The following is an 18,760-nucleotide window of genomic DNA, read 5'->3' as shown; positions in this document are numbered from 1 at the left end:
GGCGTTTTTCAAAAGCTCATAGTTCAAAAACAGATATGTCTAAAATAGTGAAGCTTAAGAAAGGTTTCGATTTGAAGCTAGCAGGCAAGGCTCCTTTGGAGATGGCCAACTTAGCGTCTGCCCAGACCTTCGCAATTAAGCCGACAGACTTTCCGGGGATCCAACGCCCTAAAGTCCTTGTCAATGAAGGGGATACCGTCAAGGCCGGCACGCCCATACTGATCGACAAAGCCATGGATCAGGTTTTCTACGTAGCCCCGGTTTCCGGAGAGATCGTAGAGATCAAGAGAGGAGATAAGCGAAAGCTTCTCGAAATCAAGATTCTGGCTGACCAAACCATCACCCACGAAAACTTTGGAAAGATTGACCTCAACCAGGATCGCGATGCCTTGGCTGCAAAGCTGGCGTCTTCTGGCGTATGGCCAAACATCATCCAGCGTCCATACGGGGTAGTGGCCAATCCGGCAGATAGCCCGAAAGCTATTTTCATCTCTGCGTTTGATTCACACCCATTGGCTCCAGATTACGGGTTCACCCTCAAGGGGCAGGAAAAATTCTTCCAAGCGGGAATTGACGCTTTGGCAAAGCTGACCACGGGGAAGGTTCATGTGAACATCGACGGATCCAAGCCTGCACCGGCGATTTTCTCGGGCGTTAAAAATGCACAGGTCAATCAGTTCACTGGTGCGCACCCAGCAGGTAACGTCGGCATTCAGATCCACCACTTGGATCCGATCAACAAAGGCGAAATCGCTTGGACAGTTAGCCCTGTAGGAGTGATTCAGATTGGAAAGGCGGTATTGGAGGGGATTTATGATGCTTCAAAGACCATCGTGCTGACTGGATCTGAATTGACCAAGACTGGTTATGTAAAAACTTACACCGGTGCCAACGTATCGTCCTATGTCAAAGGAAATCTTAATTCTGGCCACGTACGCGTGATATCAGGGAATGTGCTGACAGGAGAGAAGATCAATCTTGACGGACACCTCGGATTTTACCACAGTCAAATCACCGTGATCCCCGAGGGAGACTATGAGGAGTTTTTAGGTTGGGTAATGCCTACCACTTCCAAATTGAGCGTCCACAGAGCTTTGGGAATGTTCTCATTCCTGAACAAAGGAGAGTTCAAAGTCGACACCAACACTCACGGTGAAGAGAGAGCATTTGTGGTGACGGGTGCATTTGAAAAAGTGCTTCCCATGGACATTCTACCGACCTACTTATTCAAAGCCATTATCGCAGAGGACTACGACGAGATGGAGGAATTGGGACTGTATGAGCTTGTCGAAGAGGACGTTGCCTTGTGCGAGTTTGTAGATCCTTCCAAAAATGAATTGCAGGTGTTGGTAAGACACGGGATTGAATTATTAATGTATAGTTAAGATATGAAGGTATTACAAAAACTCTTCGACGATCTAAAACCGAACTTTGAAAAGGGCGGAAAGTGGGAAAAGTTTCATACCCTGTATGAGGGGCACAGAACCATTGTTTTCGCACCCGACTTGATCACGAAGGCCAAAGGTTCGCAGATTAAAGATGCGACTGACCTGAAGCGTGTGATGATTACCGTAGTGATCGCGATGATCCCAGCATTGTTGTTCGGTATACTCAATGTTGGCGAGCAGCACTTCTTGGCGGTAGGTGAGGAAGCAACCTTATTGGACAAGGCGCTCTTCGGGATGATGTCGGTATTGCCGATCTTGATAGTAACCTACGGCGTTGGTTTGGTGACTGAATTTATCTTCTGCGTGGTGCGCAATCACCCGATCAGCGAAGGATACTTGGTGTCCGGGATGCTGATTGCCTTGGTGATGCCTCCGTTTGTTCCTCTTTGGCAGGTTGCCTTGGCGACGATTTTTGCAGTGGTGATCGGTAAGGAAGTATTTGGAGGTACAGGTATGAACATCCTAAACGTGGCGATGACTGCGCGGGCATTCTTATACTTTGCCTATCCGGCCAATATTTCCGGTGATCAGGTTTGGACTTATTTGAGTGAAAAAACTGCCGTGGACGGATTCTCCGGTGCTACCGCTTTGGCTGTAGCGTACAATGCGGGAGTTCAGGAAGTGAGTGCTGTCGAGGCGCTTAACGAACACAATTCGGCCATCGGAGACGGGCTGTACAGTCTTTCCAATATGTTTATGGGTTGGATTCCGGGATCCATCGGTGAGACTTCTACTTTGATGTGTCTGATCGGTGCGGCAATTCTGATCGCTACAGGCGTAGGAAGCTGGAAGATCATTGTCTCCGGTTTCGCAGGTGCCTATGTGATGGGATTGGTGATGAATCTTTTGGCAGTAAATGAATACATGGCTTTGCCTCCGGAATACCATTGGGTAATGGGCGGCTTAGCCTTCGGTATTGTCTTTATGGCGACTGATCCGGTATCTGCTGCTCAGACAGAAACGGGGAAATGGATATACGGCTTTTTGATCGGGGTATTCACGATCATTATCCGGGTAACCAATCCTGCCTATCCGGAAGGGATCATGCTTGCCGTTTTGTTCATGAACGTCGTAGCACCGTTGATTGATTATTATGTAGTAAAAGCTAACAAAACAAGGAGGTTACAACGTGCAACAGTCTAATACTTATGTAATTGTTTATTCCGCTGTATTGACTATTATCCTGGGGCTTTTGCTCTCAGGTTCGGCTCAGCTCTTGGGCCCAAGACAGCAGGAAGCGATCGCTTTGGATAAGAAAAAGCAGATCTTGGGCGCAGTGATCGATGGTGCGGAAATAGCCGCGATGACCCCTGATCAGGTTAATGAGTTTTATGCAAACAGCATCTCCGCCACAGTCGTGGATATCAATGGTAAAGAAATCACCGAGGGAGGTGTCACTGCCGAGAAAGTTGACATCGCGAAAGACTACAAAAAGCCGGCTGATGAAAGAGCCTATCCGGTATTCATCTACCATGCGGAAGGTAACCCATCTGACGTAAAGTCATACGTCCTTCCGCTTTATGGAGCTGGACTATGGGACGCTATTTGGGGATATATCGCTTTGGAAACCGATATGGACACGATCGCTGGAATTACCCTTGCACATGCGGGAGAAACTCCGGGATTGGGGGCCAGAATCACCGAATCTGAAGTGCAGAGCCGCTTCGTTGGCAAAAGCATCTTCGATGAGTCCGGCTCACTGGTCGCTGTACAAATGATGAAGGGCGAGGGTAAAGACTATTCTTCTGATCCACATAAGGTTGATGGAATGTCTGGCGCGACCATCACCGCAGTTGGCGTGAACAATATGCTCAAAGCCTACTTGGGAAACTATGAAGCCTACATCAAATCAAAGTCGGCTTCATCAGCAGTAGCTGGTCTTTAAATCATCTTCAACTCACCAAATTCAAATAAAATGAGTGCTGAAACTTTAGAAAATGCGATCGCTAAGAAGCCGGCTGAGGCCATGCTTTCCAAGCGAAGAAAAAAATTGGTTGCGGATCCTTTGGTAGATGAAAACCCGATTACCATCCAGGTATTGGGGATTTGCTCCGCATTGGCGGTAACTACTCAAATGAAGCCAACTTTGGTTATGGCAATTTCCGTGACCTTTGTAATCGCCTTGGCAAACGTGGTGATTTCACTGATGAGAAACACGATTCCTTCGCGAGTACGAATTATCGTACAACTGGCGGTAGTCGCCACATTGGTAACCTTGGTCAGTGAGTTGCTCAAAGCCTTCTCTTACGATATGTACAAGGAATTGTCTGTATTTATCGGATTGATCATCACCAACTGTATCGTAATGGGACGGCTGGAAGCTTTTGCCATGGGCAACAAGCCGTATGATTCTCTGCTCGATGGATTGGGTTCCGCCTTGGGATATTCTTGGATCATCCTGACTGTAGCCTTCTTCAGAGAACTTTGGGGTTCGGGATCAGTATTTGGTATCGAAGTGTTTGAGTTTGTGTCTGGATTATTCGGGCCTGATTTTCAGCTTGCTACGAATGGTCTGATGGTTTCTCCAGTTGGAGCTTTTATCATTCTTGGACTGATTGTTTGGGTACAGCGTACCAAGACAGGATATGTTGAACATTAATTGAGGAATAGAAAGATGGAATTATTTAGCCTTGGTATTCGGTCGATTTTTATCGACAATATGATTTTCGCTTACTTCCTTGGAATGTGCTCGTTTCTTGCCGTATCCAAAAAAGTAAGTACCGCCATTGGATTGGGTGCAGCTGTTGTATTCGTTCTTGGCGTGACAGTTCCATTCAACTGGGTGTTGAATGAATTCGTGCTCAAAGAAGGCGCCCTGACGTGGGTATCAGCGAGCTTGGCCACGATTGATTTGTCATTTCTGAGATTCATCATGTTCATCGCCATCATCGCAGGTATCGTGCAGTTGGTAGAGATGATCATTGAGAAATTCTCCCCGGCACTTTATGGACAGTTGGGTATTTTCCTTCCGCTGATCGCGGTGAACTGTGCGATTCTTGGTGGTTGCCTTTTTATGGCTCAGAGAGACTACACGATTGCTGAGTCAGCAGTTTATGGATTTGGATCGGGTCTGGGATTTATGCTTGCTATTGTACTCTTGGCAGCTATCCGAGAAAAATTGAAATATTCGGCTGTGCCAAACGGCCTGAAAGGTTTGGGCATCACCATGCTTTTGACAGGTTTGATGGGCATTGCTTTCATGTCTTTCATGGGCATCGATCTTTAATTGGAAAATCGCTAAAGAAAGGGCTCTGGAGTTTTCTTCAGAGCCTTTTTGTTTTCAATGGTAGTCGTATTTCATCTCAGACTTTTTATCTTAAAGACTCAATAACCTAGAGCCCAAAACACATGAAAAAACTATTTGCATTGCTCGTCCTATGCTTCTTCTCTATTGCCGCTTTCCCTCAAAATGGAGACTGGGTGGAACTTTTCAACGGAAAAAATCTGGATGGCTGGAAGTTAACAACTGACAGTCCTTCTTCTTTCACAGTGGAGGATGGGGTGATTAAAGTGGCCGGACCTCGTGCCCATCTCTTTTATGACGGACCTGTTGGAAATCACGATTTCAAAAACTTCGAAGTGATTGCCGAAGTGAAGACTATGCCTGGAGCAAATTCCGGAATCTTTGTTCATACGACCTATCAGGCTGACGGCTGGCCAAGTGTCGGGTATGAAATCCAGGTTAATCAGAGCCATGCGGATTGGAGAAAGACCGGAAGCGTTTATTCCTTTCAAGACGTAAAAGATGTCTATGTCAAAGACGGAGAATGGTACACTGAGCATATTATTATCAAGGATAACGTGGTGACGGTAAAGATCAATGGCGAAACAATCAACGTGTATGACCAGTCCAAGGATGAAAACCGCAAAGGTGATCTAGGCACTAAAAAGGCCGATCACGGAACCGTTGCGCTGCAGGCACATGACCCCAAAAGCGTGATCTATTATAAAAGTGTTAAAGTAAAACTGCTGGATTGATTTTCTGGTAATCCACAATAAACTGCCTGATCGGAAGATCGGGCATTTTTTTTGCCAAATTTGTGGGAAATCAGCTACAATGAAATTTACCTACAATCGCATCCTATCTTATTTTTTCAGAGGCCTTCTTGTATTGACACCCTTGGCAGTCACCTGCTATGTGATCTATACGATTTTCTTTTTTGTGGATGGATTAATTCCCGTGCCATTTCCCGGTATCGGGATTCTGATGGTTATCGGTTTAATCACTTTTGCCGGATATCTGGCAAGCTTGTTCTTTACCAAACCCCTGTTTGAATGGTTCGAACGAGGGCTTTTCAAAATCCCGCTCGTCAGCTTGCTTTATACTAGCATCAAGGATCTGATGAGTGCCTTCGTAGGAGATAAGAAAAAATTCAGCTCGCCAGTGATCGTACAAGTGAGCGAAACAGTATCCAGACTTGGCTTTTTGACCCAGGAAGATTTGAGCATTATCGGCAAGCCGGATCTGGTCGCCGTTTATTTTCCCCATAGCTACAATGTTTCGGGAAATGTTTTTCTGGTGAAGCGCGAGTTGGTGACTCCCTTGAAAGGGGTGAAAAGCTCCGACGTTATGAAGTTTATGGTTTCCGGAGGGGTGTCTCCTTTGGAGCATTAAACCACCTCAACGACAAAATCTCCCTTGTCCACAAACCGTCCGATTTCCCATATTACTTGGTTGTGAAGGTTCATGGTCTCTGCAAACCAGGCTTTGTTTTCGGGTGCGACGGAGATCAGTAGCCCTCCGCTTGTCTGAGGGTCGCAGAGCTTGACCAGGTCCATTCCCACCACGCCTTTGGATTTTGCGCTGTACCCATTCCAGTTGCGGTAGGTGTTGTCTGGGAAAATAAACTGGTTAATGTACTCTTGGATTCCTTCGATCAGTGGAAGTTTGTCAATTTCAAGTTGGGCGGAAAGTCCGGCTCCATCGGCCATCTCGATCAGGTGACCCAAAAGCCCGAAACCCGTCACGTCGGTCATCGCATGAACCTCTTCGTGATTACCAAGGACTGTACCAATCGCATTCAATCGACAAGCCGTATCGACGAGATTGAGATAGTCTTGTTCCTGTATTTTTTGCCGTTTCAGCGCAGTGGCCAAGACACCAATTCCCAAGGGTTTGGTGAGGAAAAGCAAGTCACCGCTTTGGCTGCCTCCATTGGTTTTGATCTTGCGGGGATTAATGATCCCGTTGACAGAAAGACCAAAGATCGGATCTTTTGCTGCGATCGAATGACCTCCTGCGAGTTCGATGCCTGCTGTTTTGCAGATAGATTTTGCGCCCTCAAGCACTTTCGCTGCCAGTTCCGGAGCTAGTTTCTCCACCGGCCAGCTCAATATCGCATTGGCAAAGACCGGTTTTCCGCCCATCGCATAGACGTCTGAGATGGCATTTGCTGCGGCGATTCTGCCAAAATCAAACGGGTCATCGACGATCGGCGTGAAGAAGTCAACCGTGTTGATCACAGCTAAATCATCCGAAACCTGATAGATCGCCGCGTCATCTTTGGTGGAGTTTCCGACAAGTAGGCGGGGATCTTTCTGGGAAAAAGAGCCACTTGCGTTCAGGATTTGATCCAGTATGGCAGGTGCGATCTTGCAGCCGCAGCCTGATCCTTCACTCCATTCGGTGAGTCGGGTAGGGAGATTAGTTGTCATATTGGTCTTTGATGTTCAGTAAAAGTTCGAGTTGCTCGTCGAGGGTTTTTTCTCCCAGATCCGCGACGACTTTTTTTCCTTTCTCATGCCTGGCAAGGTCAAATTCATAGGTTTTGTCATAGTAGATCAACAGATTGGAAATCCAGGATTCAGGTTCGTCTGCGATGATCGCCTCGACGGCTGCTTGGGTTCGCAGTCCGCCCAGATGCTTTTTGATCCGGTTGACCGCCGAGATCAATTCTTCGATTGGGAGTTTTCCATATTCCTCGTTGATATGGGTGATTCGCTCAGCGTCCGGCTTTTGAATATCAATGAGAAGGCTTTTTCCCATCTGTTCAAAGAATAAATCCGGCAGCGTAATTCTGCCGATATTGCGACTTTCGTTTTCGACCCAAAGTGGCACCGCAGGATCCGATGCGAGTAGCTGTTCGGCCATCAGGTTTTCGAACTGTTCCGCAGATGGCTGAGGCGGCATCCCTATCGCACCGAAGCTCGATCCTTTGTGATTGGCGAGGCCTTCCAAGTCGAGGACTTGTTCGCCTTTTCCCCGAAGCGATTTGAGCAAAACGGTCTTCCCTACTCCAGTTTTTCCGCCCAAGACGATCAGGTTGCGTTCTTTCCTGACTTCGGCGAAAGTAAACGTCCGATAGGCTTTGTAGCCACCGATGAGTCGGTAAACTTCGAAGCCAACCATGCTTAGCAGCCAAGTTAAAATCTGACTTCTCATCCCGCCCCTCCAGCAATAGAGGATTATTTTTTTCTCTGAAAATAGTTTTAGGGCTGCATTCTGGATCTCATGAAATCGTGGCCCAACTAACTCAAAACCCTTCATGGTCGCCTTTTCTGCTCCATCGTGTTTGTAGAGCGTGCCTACCACAATGCGCTCTTCATCGTTGAGAATCGGCAGATTGATTGCTCCGGGGATTTTGCTTTGCGCAAATTCACTTTCGCTTCGCGCATCAATCATCGGGATTGTTTTTCGCAAAGTCCAAAATTCATCCAGCGAAATCAGTCGCTCGGCCATCTGGGGTGTGGAGTTAGTGTTTTCAAAGATTGGGGAACTTCCCCTCAGACCTGAAAATAGGAAAACTTTCGAAGGGTTTGGTCGCAAACCTGCAATAGAGCTTATTGAAGGGCATGAAAAAAGCCGCAAAGTTAGCTTTGCGGCCTTCCAATCTATGTGGAATTAAGATTTAAAGTTGTGCGTCTAGCTTTTGAGCCAAGACTGTTTTTGGCACTGCGCCCACTTGTTTGTCTACGATTTGACCGCCTTTGAAGAACAACAAAGTAGGAATGGAGCGAATCCCGAAAGCCTGTGCTACAGCAGGATTGGCATCCACATCAACTTTGCCGATTACGGCTTTGCCATCGTACTCGGTGGCCAGTTGCTCGACCACGGGGCCGATCATCTTACACGGACCACACCATTCTGCCCAGAAGTCAACCATAACTAGTTGATCTCCAGCGATGATTTCTTCAAAGTTTGCGTCGGTGATTTCTACTGCATTTCCCATTTTATCCTTGGTTTATTTATTTCGATTTTTCAAATATATCTGCAAAAGTGGATTGAAGACTAATAAGTTCCTACCGACGGTAAATTTTTGTCAATCACCTATTGCCAAAAACAATGGCTTCAAAGCGATTGCCTCAGACAACCTTATACACCACTTCCGGAAGGGTTTTTAGTGCCCTGATCATGTCTGCGCTCGGGTCGATGGCGAATCGCTTGGAGAAAAGCTCTAGCGCGATGTTTTCCTTTCGGTCGATCACATCAATGTAGAGCTTGGCGTCTCCTTTGTATTTGGTCGTGATGGCCTCAAGTTTTTCCATCAGATCTAGAGTTAGATTATCCAAGTCAATGTTGATCCGCAGGCCTTTGATCATCTTGCCACGCACTTCGCTGAGGAGCATCATGCTGTTGATTTTCACTTCCAGTTCATTGTCTCCACCCCATTTTTTCTGTGCGACTGCGCAGGAGAGAAAGACAAACCATCCGTTCATGAAGTATTCTTTGAATCGCACGTAGTCGTCTCCAAACAGGAAGAAGGTGAAAGAACCTGCGTAGTCTTCCAAGGTGAGGGTGCCGAAAGGTTTTCCATTTTTGGTGGTGCGGTGTGCAAAAGAACTAACCGATCCGGCCAACTTCAGATCAGATTTACCTTTGAGACCGTCAAGATCGGTCAAAGCAGGCAAGGCCGTATTGGTAAAAGCCTCGATCTCAAGCTTGAACTCATCCAGGGGATGGCCGGAGATGAATAGGCCGACGACATCTTTTTCAATATTGAGTTGCTGAATCTGGGAAAAAGGCTCCATGGGCGCGACCGAAGGAAGCGGCACTTCCATGTTGCCGTTGCCGCCGCCGAATAGACTCACTTGAGCACTATCTTCCTCTTGCTGCACTTTTTGGGCATATTTGGTGGCCTTTTCGATTAATGAGAGATCATTGTCCGGGGCTTCTAAATATTGTCGTCGGTGGTGTTCTTTGAAGCAATCAAAAGCTCCTGCCATGGCTAACGCTTCCATGGTTTTCTTATTCAAAGCCCTGGAATTGACTCGCTTCGCAAAGTCGAAAATGTTTTTGTACGGGCCGTTTTTCTCCCGCTCGATGATGATTTCCTCTACGGCGGCGGAACCGGCGCCTTTGATGGCGGCCATTCCAAACCGGATTTCGCCGGCTTTGTTGACCGTGAAGCCGCCCTTGGATTCATTCACATCCGGGCCGGCCACTTTGATCCCCATGCGTTTACACTCTTCCATGAAAAAGGTCACCTGCGTGATATCGTTCATGTTGTTGCTCAACACAGAAGCCATGTACTCCGCCGGATAGTGCGCCTTGAGGTAGGCAGTCTGGTAGGCAATCCAGGCGTAGCAAGTCGAGTGGGATTTGTTGAAGGCATAGGACGCAAAGGCCTCCCAGTCCGTCCAGATTTTCTCCAGCCGCTTGGCATCGTGGCCTTTTGCCGAAGCTTGCGCCACGAACTTCGGCTTCATCTTGTCTAGGACGTCCTTCTGCTTTTTACCCATCGCCTTACGCAAAACGTCGGCCTCACCTTTGGTGAAACCTGCCAGTTTTTGGGACAAAAGCATGACCTGTTCCTGGTAAACCGTGATACCGTAGGTTTCCTCCAAGTATTCCTTCATGTCGTCCAGATCGTAGGTGATCGGCTCGGTCCCGTGTTTTCTTTTGACAAAAGAAGGGATATAAGCGATCGGCCCTGGACGGTACAGTGCGTTCATGGCGATCAAATCCGCAAAAACCGTCGGCTTTAGTTCGCGCATGTATTTCTGCATCCCGGCAGATTCATATTGGAAAATGCCGACTGTCTCGCCACGCTGGAAAAGCTCATAGGTCACCACATCATCGATGGGGAACACATCTGCATCCAGTTGGATTCCGTGTCGTTCCTTCACGATCTTGATTGCATCCTTGATGAGTGTGAGTGTTTTTAATCCCAAAAAGTCCATCTTCAACAAACCGGCGGATTCCACGACCGAGTTGTCAAATTGGGTACAAACCATCTCAGAGTCTTTGGCTAAAGCCACCGGGACGAAATTTGTGATGTCGTCAGGTGTGATGATCACCCCGCAGGCGTGTATGCCGAGATTTCGCACCGATCCCTCAAGCATGGCAGCTTGATTGATTGTCTTGGCGGATTCGTCGTGCCCTTTCGAGATGCGGATTAGTTCGTCCGCTTTCGCGATCATTTCCGCCTGATCTTTGAGTTTGTCAGCGATGGCCGCCCGATTTCCCTGTAGGCTAAAAAGCGATTTCAACTTGATGTCCGGCACGAGATTCGCCAATCTTCCTGCTTCCGCAAGAGGCAAATTCAGCACTCGTGCGGTGTCACGAATCGCAGACTTCGCCGCCATGGTGCCGTAAGTGATGATCTGAGCGACCTGGTTGGAACCGTATTTTTTGATCACGTAATCGATGACTCTTCCCCGACCTTCGTCGTCAAAGTCAATGTCAATATCGGGAAGTGAAACCCGGTCTGGATTTAGAAAACGTTCGAATAGGAGGTTGTATTCGATGGGGTCAATGTTGGTTATGCCCGTGCAATAGGCCACGGCTGATCCTGCCGCAGATCCACGGCCGGGGCCGACGGACACGCCCATCTTTCTCGCCTCCACTATGAAATCCTGTACGATCAAAAAGTAACCCGGATAACCGGTGTTCTGAATGGTTGCCAGCTCAAAGTCCAGTCGCTCCTGAATCTCTGGGGTAATCTCTGGATAGCGTCTTTTGGCGCCTTCATAGGTTAAGTGCCTCAGATAGGCATTTTCACCTCGCTTGCCTCCATCGGCGGCATCCTCCTCGTGGACGAATTCTGCTGGGATACCAAACTTCGGAAGCAAGACCTCACGGGCGAGTTTGTAGGCTTCGACTTTGTCTACGATCTCCTGCGTGCAGGCAATTGCCTCGGGCAGATCTGCGAAAAGCTTTTTCATCTCCACAGGACTTTTCAGGTAGAATTCATCGTTGGGAAAGCCGTAGCGAAATTCCCGGCCACGCTTACCGATGTATTTCTTAGGTTTATCGAAGAGTTCGCCGTCTTTGACACAGAGCAGGACGTCGTGTGCCTGTGCATCGGTCTTTTCGGTGTAATAGGAGTTGTTGGCTGCGAAATAATTTACGCCGTATTTTCGGGCAAAATCCAGAAGTACTTCGTTGACTTTTTCTTCTTCGGGGATGCCATGGCGCGAAAGCTCGACATAGAAGTCGTCGCCAAATTGCTCTTTCCACCAAACAAAAGCCTCCTCAGCCTGAGTCTCACCGACATTCAAAATGAGGAATGGAATCTCACCCCAAAGTCCTCCGGTCGTCGCGATCAGGTCACCTTTGTATTGCGCCAGCAGCGCTTTGTCAATTCTAGGCAGATAGTAAAAACCCTCGATATTGGCGTAGGAAGCCAGCTTGGCGAGATTGTGATAACCAGCCTTGTTTTTGGCCAGAAGCACCGTTTGATAGCCGTCGTCCTTGTTGCTCTTGTTTTTTCGGTCTCGACACAAGTTAAACTCGCAGCCCAAGATCGGCTTGATGTCTTTGCCCATCGCTTCTTTGACAAAGTGGAAAGCGCCCATCATGTTCCCGTGATCGGTCATGGCGATGGCTGTCATGCCAAGACTTTTTGCCCTAGCCACCATCGCCGGAATCTCTGAAGTTGCCTGAAGAACTGAGTACTGGCTATGGACGTGCAGGTGGGTAAAAGGCACATCCGTCAGGTCTGAAATGTCTGCCTTTCCCGCTTGTTTCAGGATGTCTTTTGCAGCGGCTTTTTGCGTGTCTTTTGCCTGTGCAAAGTTCGCTTCGGCTAGTTTCGGAGCTTCGTAGATTACTTCAGAAACTGAAATCCCCGAGATCGGAGGCTGCACTCCCTGAGTGATGAGACCAAAGAAACAGCGTGCCGTCGCATCCACATCGTAGGCTGCATCGTGTGCGTCGCCAAAACCTTTTCCAAAGAGTTTTTGGTGCAACTCGGTCAGGGTTGGCCACTTGAATTTACCACCTCGACCTCCCGGCAGCGCACAAAAATCGGTAGAGATGTCTTTGGTGTCAAGCGGCGGAGCCGTGAGCGGCATGGTTGCCGCTGCTCGGAGAAATTCGGAACCAACCACATTGATGTCAAACTCAATATTGTGTCCGACCAAAAACTTGGCCTGCTGCACATCTCCTTCAAAAATCCCCAAGATCTGCTTGAGCTCATGACCTTCGGCCAAAGCGCGCTTGGTGGAGATTCCGTGGACTTTCTCGGCATTGTAGGGGATGGTAAACCCTTCCGGCCGGATGATGTAATTGTGATGCGAGAGTAGATTTCCTTTGGCATCATGGAGCTGCCAAGCAAGCTGCACGAGCCTAGGCCAGTTGTCCACATCGGACATGGGAGCATTGTAGTCGCGGGGCAGACCGGTAGTCTCGGTATCAAAAATTATATACATGGCTTCGGGAAATGAGGCTTCAAATTAGGGCTAATCTTGGGAGCAAAAAACCGATTGGCAGGAATTGTCGGAAAGAATCGCGTAGAATTCTGATACTCTTTGCTTTAAGATTAAGGCGTTGATTTTTAGGTTGATAGACGATTTAACCCGTGAATTTTCAGGTAATTGCCTCGATGACAGATCGTCGGTAAACCTCTCTCAATACATGAGGCCTAGTAGGTATAGCGGAAGTTTTTTTTCCATCCAATCTCTAAATCATCAGAGAAGACAAGGAGAATTGGGTGCCCTGTCACTTGGGCTGTGTTTTTTCCAATTCCTCCGAAATTCCATAAGGAAAGATCATTTGAAATCATAAAAATCACGCCAGGATGTAACTCTTCCCTGTAGCCGGTTTTGATTTTGATGTCCTGCATATACCAAGGATTTTTTTGACACCGGCATATCTGAGAAGTCTTCAAACTTGGCCAATCCGTCAAAGTTTTTTGTCAGGATAGTTTCACTGGCTTTGATTTCGACGATTTCCAGTGTTTGGCCTTTGTCCAGCAAAAGGTCAACTTCGTTTCCATTGCTGTCTCTCCAAAACCACGGACTTTCCAGATGGTATCCATGATGCATCTGTTTGTAGAATTCGCTGATGAGCATATTTTCAAACAAAGCACCTTTTATAGGATGGGTTAGAAGTGTTTCCTTTTTGGTGATTTTCAGCAAATGGCAAAGCAAACCCGAATCATAAAAATAGAGTTTGGGAGTTTTTACGATTCTTTTGCTGAAATTCTTATAAAACGGATAGAGTTGGAACGTGATGTAGCTTGATTCCAATGCCGAAAGCCAAGCCTTTGCGGTTGGCTGACTGATTCCGGCCTCCGTTGCCAATGCACTCAAATTCAACAGCTGGCCCGCCCGAGCTGCACATAGGCCCAGGAAATTTTGAAATTGTCGGGAGTTCTGGACAGACAGCAGTTGGGTCACATCCCGATTGACATAGGTCTGGACATAATTTGAGTAGAAGGTACTCGGTGCAATCTTCCTATCGTACATAGCAGGATAGAATCCATGGATCAATTGATCCAAAGGATCATCCGCCAAGAGCTCGGCCTCTTTCAATTCTTTAAAATCCAAGGGTAAAAGTTTGAAAATCGCCACTCTCCCCGCGAGACTTTGAGTGATTCGTTCCATCAGATGGAAGTTTTGGGAACCCGATAGGATAAATCCTCCCATGCGGTCTGGCCGACTATCTACGAGGGTCTGGAGATAAGAAAATATCGCCGGAGCCTGTTGGATTTCATCCAGTATGACCCGATCATCATATGCTTTCAAGAATCCGTTGGGATCATTGAGAGCGAAGTCACGCTGGTCGGGATTTTCCAGACTTACATAGCGATAATCAGGAAAAAGTGTTTTCGACAAAGTGGTCTTCCCCGACTGGCGTGGGCCGGTCAGTGCCAGGATCGGATAGTTGCTTTGATGATCCTGTATTGTCTTGTAAATCTGTCTGTTGATCATATTCATGATTCACAAAATTACTTCGAAATAAGTGATTCCTCAAGATTAAATTTTGAATTTACATAGAAAGTATTTTGAACTTACATAAGTTAAATTTTGAATTTGTATAATTTGAAAATTGTAAAGTAGCCCCATAGAGCCCTTCAGGACAGAATTGCCTTGAGATTCTACGAAAATGTAAGAAAACTGGTAGGGTGAAAAGGGAGAGGTTTAGCTCTTATCCTCCCAAGGCATATAGACCACTTTTTTGGTCTCAAAAAATCCTCCTTGAAATAGTCTTCCAAATGGTAGTACTCAATATCTGATTTCCCACATCCAAGCTTGCTTGCTTTCGATGGAGGTCTGGATAAAATCTTTGACGAGATCCTGATATTCAGTGCCCGATACTTCCCTCCCTTTTAGTTTTTTTGGCAGGGTGATGATTTCTCCCGGTTCGCCAAATGTGATTTTCTCGGCTTCAACGATCAGCATTCCATCGTTGATGTCATAGGCTAAAATCAAACCCGGTAGGCCGAATTGCTCTTCGGGCCCGACGGGAACCGGTATATCAGAGGCAAACCAAGCAGTGATCTTTTGGCCTTTTAAAGTGTCTTCACTCACTGCTTTCATACACATGTGTCCGAGAATATCCCGTATCTCGTTCATTACCCTCCATTTTGGAGCATTTAGACTATCACGGACTATGTAGGTTTTGCCCATTTGATCCATGTACTTCAGATAGGTTTGCTCTTCTAGATTGTTTTCAATGAAATAGTCTTCCACTTGCCAAGAGTAGCTGCGTACCTCATAGGGAGCGCCGAAGGTATAGAGACTCTTTTCGGGCCAAAACTGGAGTTTCATCCGGGTACTGTAGCCCTCGGGATTACCCCAGGAAAGTTGGATCCTATCCCTTTCCTGCGGGGTAAGGTGGGGCAGGCTCGAATAGATTTTGTCATAGAAAATTTTGTAACGGTATTCTACCTCACCCACGATATTTTGGGCTCTAAGTCCTGTGCTTATCAGGATCAGCACAATGGTTTTTAGAATTTTTGATTTCATTGTTATAAAGGTCGACTGCCAGTTTAAACTATCTATTTCTTTTTACTTCTACTCCCCGCATGTTGTAGGTCACTCCGAGCAGGAAATATCTAGCCAAAGTCTCAATTCTCCCAGTGGAGACGTAGTTTTGCCCGGCATACTGACTGATGGTTTGATTTTTATTGAAGATGTCATTGGCAGAAAGTCTGACTTCCCATTTTTTTGCCTCACCGAGTAGTTTGTAAAAGGATGCATTGAGAATAGGCACTTTCTGGTCAAATCCAAAGCTTTCGTTTTTATATCGGTTGTAGTTGAATTTCACATCCAGATAGAAGTCCTTGGGGAATTTGATGTTCATATTACTATATGCACTCCAGTTTACGATATCCTGGTTTTGGGTTGGGTTTTGCTCGTAATTGGTTTTGCTCAGGCGAAACGATGATCCGGCATAGAGGCCTAGCCATTCCAGAGGTGTCAGGTCTAAATTTGCCCCAAAGTTATGGCTGTATGTATGGGTCTCCGTTTCGGTGGAATTGATTAGGGAAAGGCTCTTGGAATAGGATGGATTTGCATATAGGTATGCATTGGCCTTGGTTTTTATGATGGGAAAACCAAAACCGAGATAAGGGTAAAAACGCTGCCCTCCGGTTGCATTTCCTGCTTTATAGGTGGTGACGAGGGTTTCCGGGTCTATCGTCTGGTTTTGAACGACCTGATTCTGATAGAGTGTAGCATTGAATGAGAACCGGAAATTTATAAAGGTCGCAGGGTCATACATGTTGTATCCGGTATTGAAAGAATGGGACACTTCTGGCTCAAGATCAGGATTTCCTTCCCGGATATAGAGCGGATTGGAAATGTCCTTGTACGGCTGGAGGTCTGCAATACTCGGCGGAGTCACCCCCATGGCATAGCTAGCATTGATACGCTTGTTGCCCTTCATGGTTTTCCAATAGGATACATTGGGAGTGAAATTGAGGTAGCTCTTGTCTACTCTGCCAAGGATCTCACTGTCTTCTACCACTGAAAATTGCCCTTTCAATCGGTAGTTGGATGCGGCTAGTCCCACGCTTAGGTTAGAGCCTTTGTTTGCATATCGGAAACTGGAACCAAACCTGTTGTAGGTGATTTTGTTGTCAAAGAATCGGCTGAGCTCAGGGTTTAGCTCTCTTACGTCACTTCTCTCCACATCGTAAACCTGTCGGTTTGTTTCGCTGTTAGATTGGCTGAAATTGTAGAAAGTCTCCCAGAAGAAAATCTTCTTGATGGGTTCGACATAGAGTAGGCTTGACTTGATCAGGTTTGATCCATTCAATGCCTGGATGACTTGATCTAAGCTTTGGAAGTAAGTATTCGGATCGGTAGAGTTCATGTGGTCCACGATGGCTTTTTGGGTGCCATCCTGGTCTGCTTTACTATAGGTGTCACTGATGCTCGCAGCAAAATTCCGCCCATTTTTTTTGAACTTGTGCCTATAGATTGCCGTGCCTTGAAAAGCTCCTGACCATTTGTCTGATTGGTTGTTACGATCCATTTGGCTTTGCTCCATGCTACTTCTTATCAGCTCCTGATGGCTGAGCAATGAGGTAGTGAGTGTACTTAGCCTTCCCTTGCCGTTTATGGTGATGGTGTTGGCGCTGTCCAATTCATTTTGAAATCGAAGATTTACCCGATGGTGACCTGCTATATTATTTTGTAAACTTTGGTCAGTGGAAGTGAAGGATGAATTGTCCTCTAGAAAGTTGGTTCTGCTATTGACGCTCTCCAGGATTTGGTCACTACGGCTATAGAAATAATTGCTACTGAAATCCTTTTTGCCTTTCAGGTAGTTGTAATTGACGCCAATAGCCTGGTTGTTAGAAAATCCTGAGTTGAGATTGTTGAAGGGGATTTCGAAGGATTCTTCATTGTCTCCTCCCGAAAAAACTATATAATTTATTCCTCCACTTCCATTAAAACCAAAATCTCCGGTGTCGCCAAATTGGAAGGCACTGCTACCCTTAAACTCTTGGAGGTCATCCCAACTCAAGCCGGATTGGTTGACATTGTTGCCATAGCCGATGACGGAAAATTGGTTTACGTCATCAAACTTATTAAATGAGGCATTTGCAGCCCATCTCTCATCTGTACCTGCCGCTGCGGAAACTTTGCCAAAACCTCCTTTTTTCGCGTCTTCCTTCAACTCCACATTCAAGGTTTTTTCCTTAACTCCATCTTCCACTCCTGTGAGCTTGGACTGTTCTGACTTATCATCAAATAGCTGGAGCTTGCTTATCGATTCGGCATTTAAGTTTTGTGTGGCCATTTTGGTATTACCTCCGAAAAAACGCCTGCCATCTACCGTTACCTTCTGCACTTGTTCTCCTTGTGCTATTATGTTTCCATCCTTGTCGATCTGCATACCGGGCAGCTTGCGAAGTAGGTCTTCCAAAGTCGCTCCAGGCGGTACTTTGAATTTGCTGGCATCGTATTCCAGCGTATCGCCACGCATCATTAGCGGTGCTTTGGCGGCTTTCACCACCACCTCATAGAGTTCCTGAAGGATAGGCTTTAACTGAATCTCCTCCACCTCCAACACATCTGCTTCCGGCAGTGCCAGTTCCTTTTGGAAGGGTAGGTGCCCCATATAGGTAGCTTTGATGAGCAGGGGTTGCCGATCTACGTTTTTGAACTGGTATTCTCCGGCTTTATTAGTCAGTGTGTAAGCCACCAGGGCGGAGTCTTTTGGACTAAGGAGGAGCACAGAGGTGTAGTCGAGCGGGAGGTTGGTGGTGTCTTTCACTGTTCCCCGAATAGTAAGTTTGGATTGGGCTTGCGAAGCAAAAGTGATGGCAAACAAAAGAAGGAATGAAAGGAAAAATTTCATCTTTTCAGCGTTATATTTTTCAACTATATATTCAATGACAAAAACTAGACTCCATTCCCAAACCATAGCTATAGCATCTTTGCATTAGATGACATGCTCAATATTGAATGTAAAATGGATGAATCTGGCCAAACTGAAAATATAGGTGCAGCACTTTTGCAGCCCTTTGATGGCCATAATCATCTACAAACCCCTGAAGTGCGACTTCAAAAAAAGAGGTCAATCACTTCCTTCTTCTGTGCTCAATGCTTGACGAACTCAAAAATTCTTTTGATCAAGTTTCAATACTGATCAACAGCTACCAAATGATAAATCTGAGAAGCATTTTAACACT

Annotated in this window: 14 protein-coding genes; 7 read left to right on the top strand and 7 right to left on the bottom strand. The window is 46.6% G+C overall.

The window, feature by feature from the left end; translation table 11 throughout:
- Positions 1-35 precede the first annotated feature (35 nt).
- The 7 genes from ABD031_RS07275 (at position 36) to ABD031_RS07245 (ending at position 6,063) form a co-directional block, all read left to right on the top strand.
- Positions 36-1,385 carry a Na(+)-translocating NADH-quinone reductase subunit A gene (locus ABD031_RS07275; protein ID WP_343849870.1) on the top strand — a complete coding sequence of 450 codons (1,350 nt, stop codon included), beginning with the start codon at positions 36-38 and terminating at the stop codon, positions 1,383-1,385.
- A gap of 3 nt (positions 1,386-1,388) precedes the next feature.
- Positions 1,389-2,591, top strand: coding sequence for an NADH:ubiquinone reductase (Na(+)-transporting) subunit B (locus ABD031_RS07270; RefSeq protein ID WP_343849868.1), 1,203 nt, complete (start codon positions 1,389-1,391; stop codon positions 2,589-2,591).
- Positions 2,578-3,333 carry an NADH:ubiquinone reductase (Na(+)-transporting) subunit C gene (nqrC, locus tag ABD031_RS07265; protein WP_343849866.1) on the top strand — a complete coding sequence of 252 codons (756 nt, stop codon included), beginning with the start codon at positions 2,578-2,580 and terminating at the stop codon, positions 3,331-3,333. Before ABD031_RS07270 ends, nqrC begins: the two co-directional genes overlap by 14 nt.
- Positions 3,334-3,363: 30 nt before the next feature.
- Positions 3,364-4,047, top strand: a complete 684-nt coding sequence (locus ABD031_RS07260) for an NADH:ubiquinone reductase (Na(+)-transporting) subunit D (RefSeq protein ID WP_343849864.1) — start codon at positions 3,364-3,366, stop codon at positions 4,045-4,047.
- Between the two features lie 15 nt (positions 4,048-4,062).
- A complete protein-coding gene (gene nqrE / locus ABD031_RS07255) occupies positions 4,063-4,674 on the top strand; it encodes an NADH:ubiquinone reductase (Na(+)-transporting) subunit E (RefSeq protein WP_343849862.1) in 612 nt (203 codons plus the stop codon).
- Positions 4,675-4,796: 122 nt separating this feature from the next.
- Positions 4,797-5,426 carry a 3-keto-disaccharide hydrolase gene (locus ABD031_RS07250; protein WP_343849860.1) on the top strand — a complete coding sequence of 210 codons (630 nt, stop codon included), beginning with the start codon at positions 4,797-4,799 and terminating at the stop codon, positions 5,424-5,426.
- Positions 5,427-5,505: 79 nt separating this feature from the next.
- The gene (locus tag ABD031_RS07245; protein ID WP_343849858.1) at positions 5,506-6,063 is read left to right on the top strand and encodes a DUF502 domain-containing protein; all 558 of its coding nucleotides are present in this window, start codon (positions 5,506-5,508) and stop codon (positions 6,061-6,063) included.
- Here the strand turns inward: ABD031_RS07245 and selD are convergent.
- From selD to ABD031_RS07210, 7 genes are all read right to left on the bottom strand, one after another.
- Positions 6,060-7,103, bottom strand: a complete 1,044-nt coding sequence (gene selD, locus ABD031_RS07240) for a selenide, water dikinase SelD (RefSeq protein ID WP_343849856.1) — start codon at positions 7,101-7,103, stop codon at positions 6,060-6,062. The two genes, ABD031_RS07245 and selD, sit on opposite strands and share 4 nt — an antisense overlap.
- Complete coding sequence (mnmH, locus tag ABD031_RS07235; RefSeq protein ID WP_343849854.1) at positions 7,093-8,127, bottom strand: tRNA 2-selenouridine(34) synthase MnmH; 1,035 nt, start codon at positions 8,125-8,127, stop codon at positions 7,093-7,095. The genes selD and mnmH overlap by 11 nt, the downstream gene beginning before the upstream one ends.
- A gap of 169 nt (positions 8,128-8,296) precedes the next feature.
- Entirely contained in the window at positions 8,297-8,617 is a 321-nt protein-coding gene (gene trxA, locus ABD031_RS07230; protein ID WP_343849852.1) for a thioredoxin, read from the bottom strand.
- A gap of 133 nt (positions 8,618-8,750) precedes the next feature.
- The gene (gene dnaE / locus ABD031_RS07225; protein ID WP_343849850.1) at positions 8,751-13,040 is read right to left on the bottom strand and encodes a DNA polymerase III subunit alpha; all 4,290 of its coding nucleotides are present in this window, start codon (positions 13,038-13,040) and stop codon (positions 8,751-8,753) included.
- Between the two features lie 339 nt (positions 13,041-13,379).
- On the bottom strand, positions 13,380-14,549 hold the full coding sequence (locus ABD031_RS07220) for an ATP-binding protein (RefSeq protein ID WP_343849848.1): 1,170 nt from the start codon (positions 14,547-14,549) through the stop codon (positions 13,380-13,382).
- A gap of 288 nt (positions 14,550-14,837) precedes the next feature.
- Complete coding sequence (locus tag ABD031_RS07215; RefSeq protein WP_343849847.1) at positions 14,838-15,581, bottom strand: GLPGLI family protein; 744 nt, start codon at positions 15,579-15,581, stop codon at positions 14,838-14,840.
- A gap of 28 nt (positions 15,582-15,609) precedes the next feature.
- Positions 15,610-18,426 carry an outer membrane beta-barrel protein gene (locus ABD031_RS07210; RefSeq protein WP_343849845.1) on the bottom strand — a complete coding sequence of 939 codons (2,817 nt, stop codon included), beginning with the start codon at positions 18,424-18,426 and terminating at the stop codon, positions 15,610-15,612.
- Positions 18,427-18,760: the final 334 nt, after the last annotated feature.

Origin of the sequence: Algoriphagus jejuensis, from assembly GCF_039523455.1 — a bacterium.
GTDB classification, from domain to species: domain Bacteria; phylum Bacteroidota; class Bacteroidia; order Cytophagales; family Cyclobacteriaceae; genus Algoriphagus; species Algoriphagus jejuensis.
This window is presented reverse-complemented; position numbering and strand designations above follow the sequence as displayed.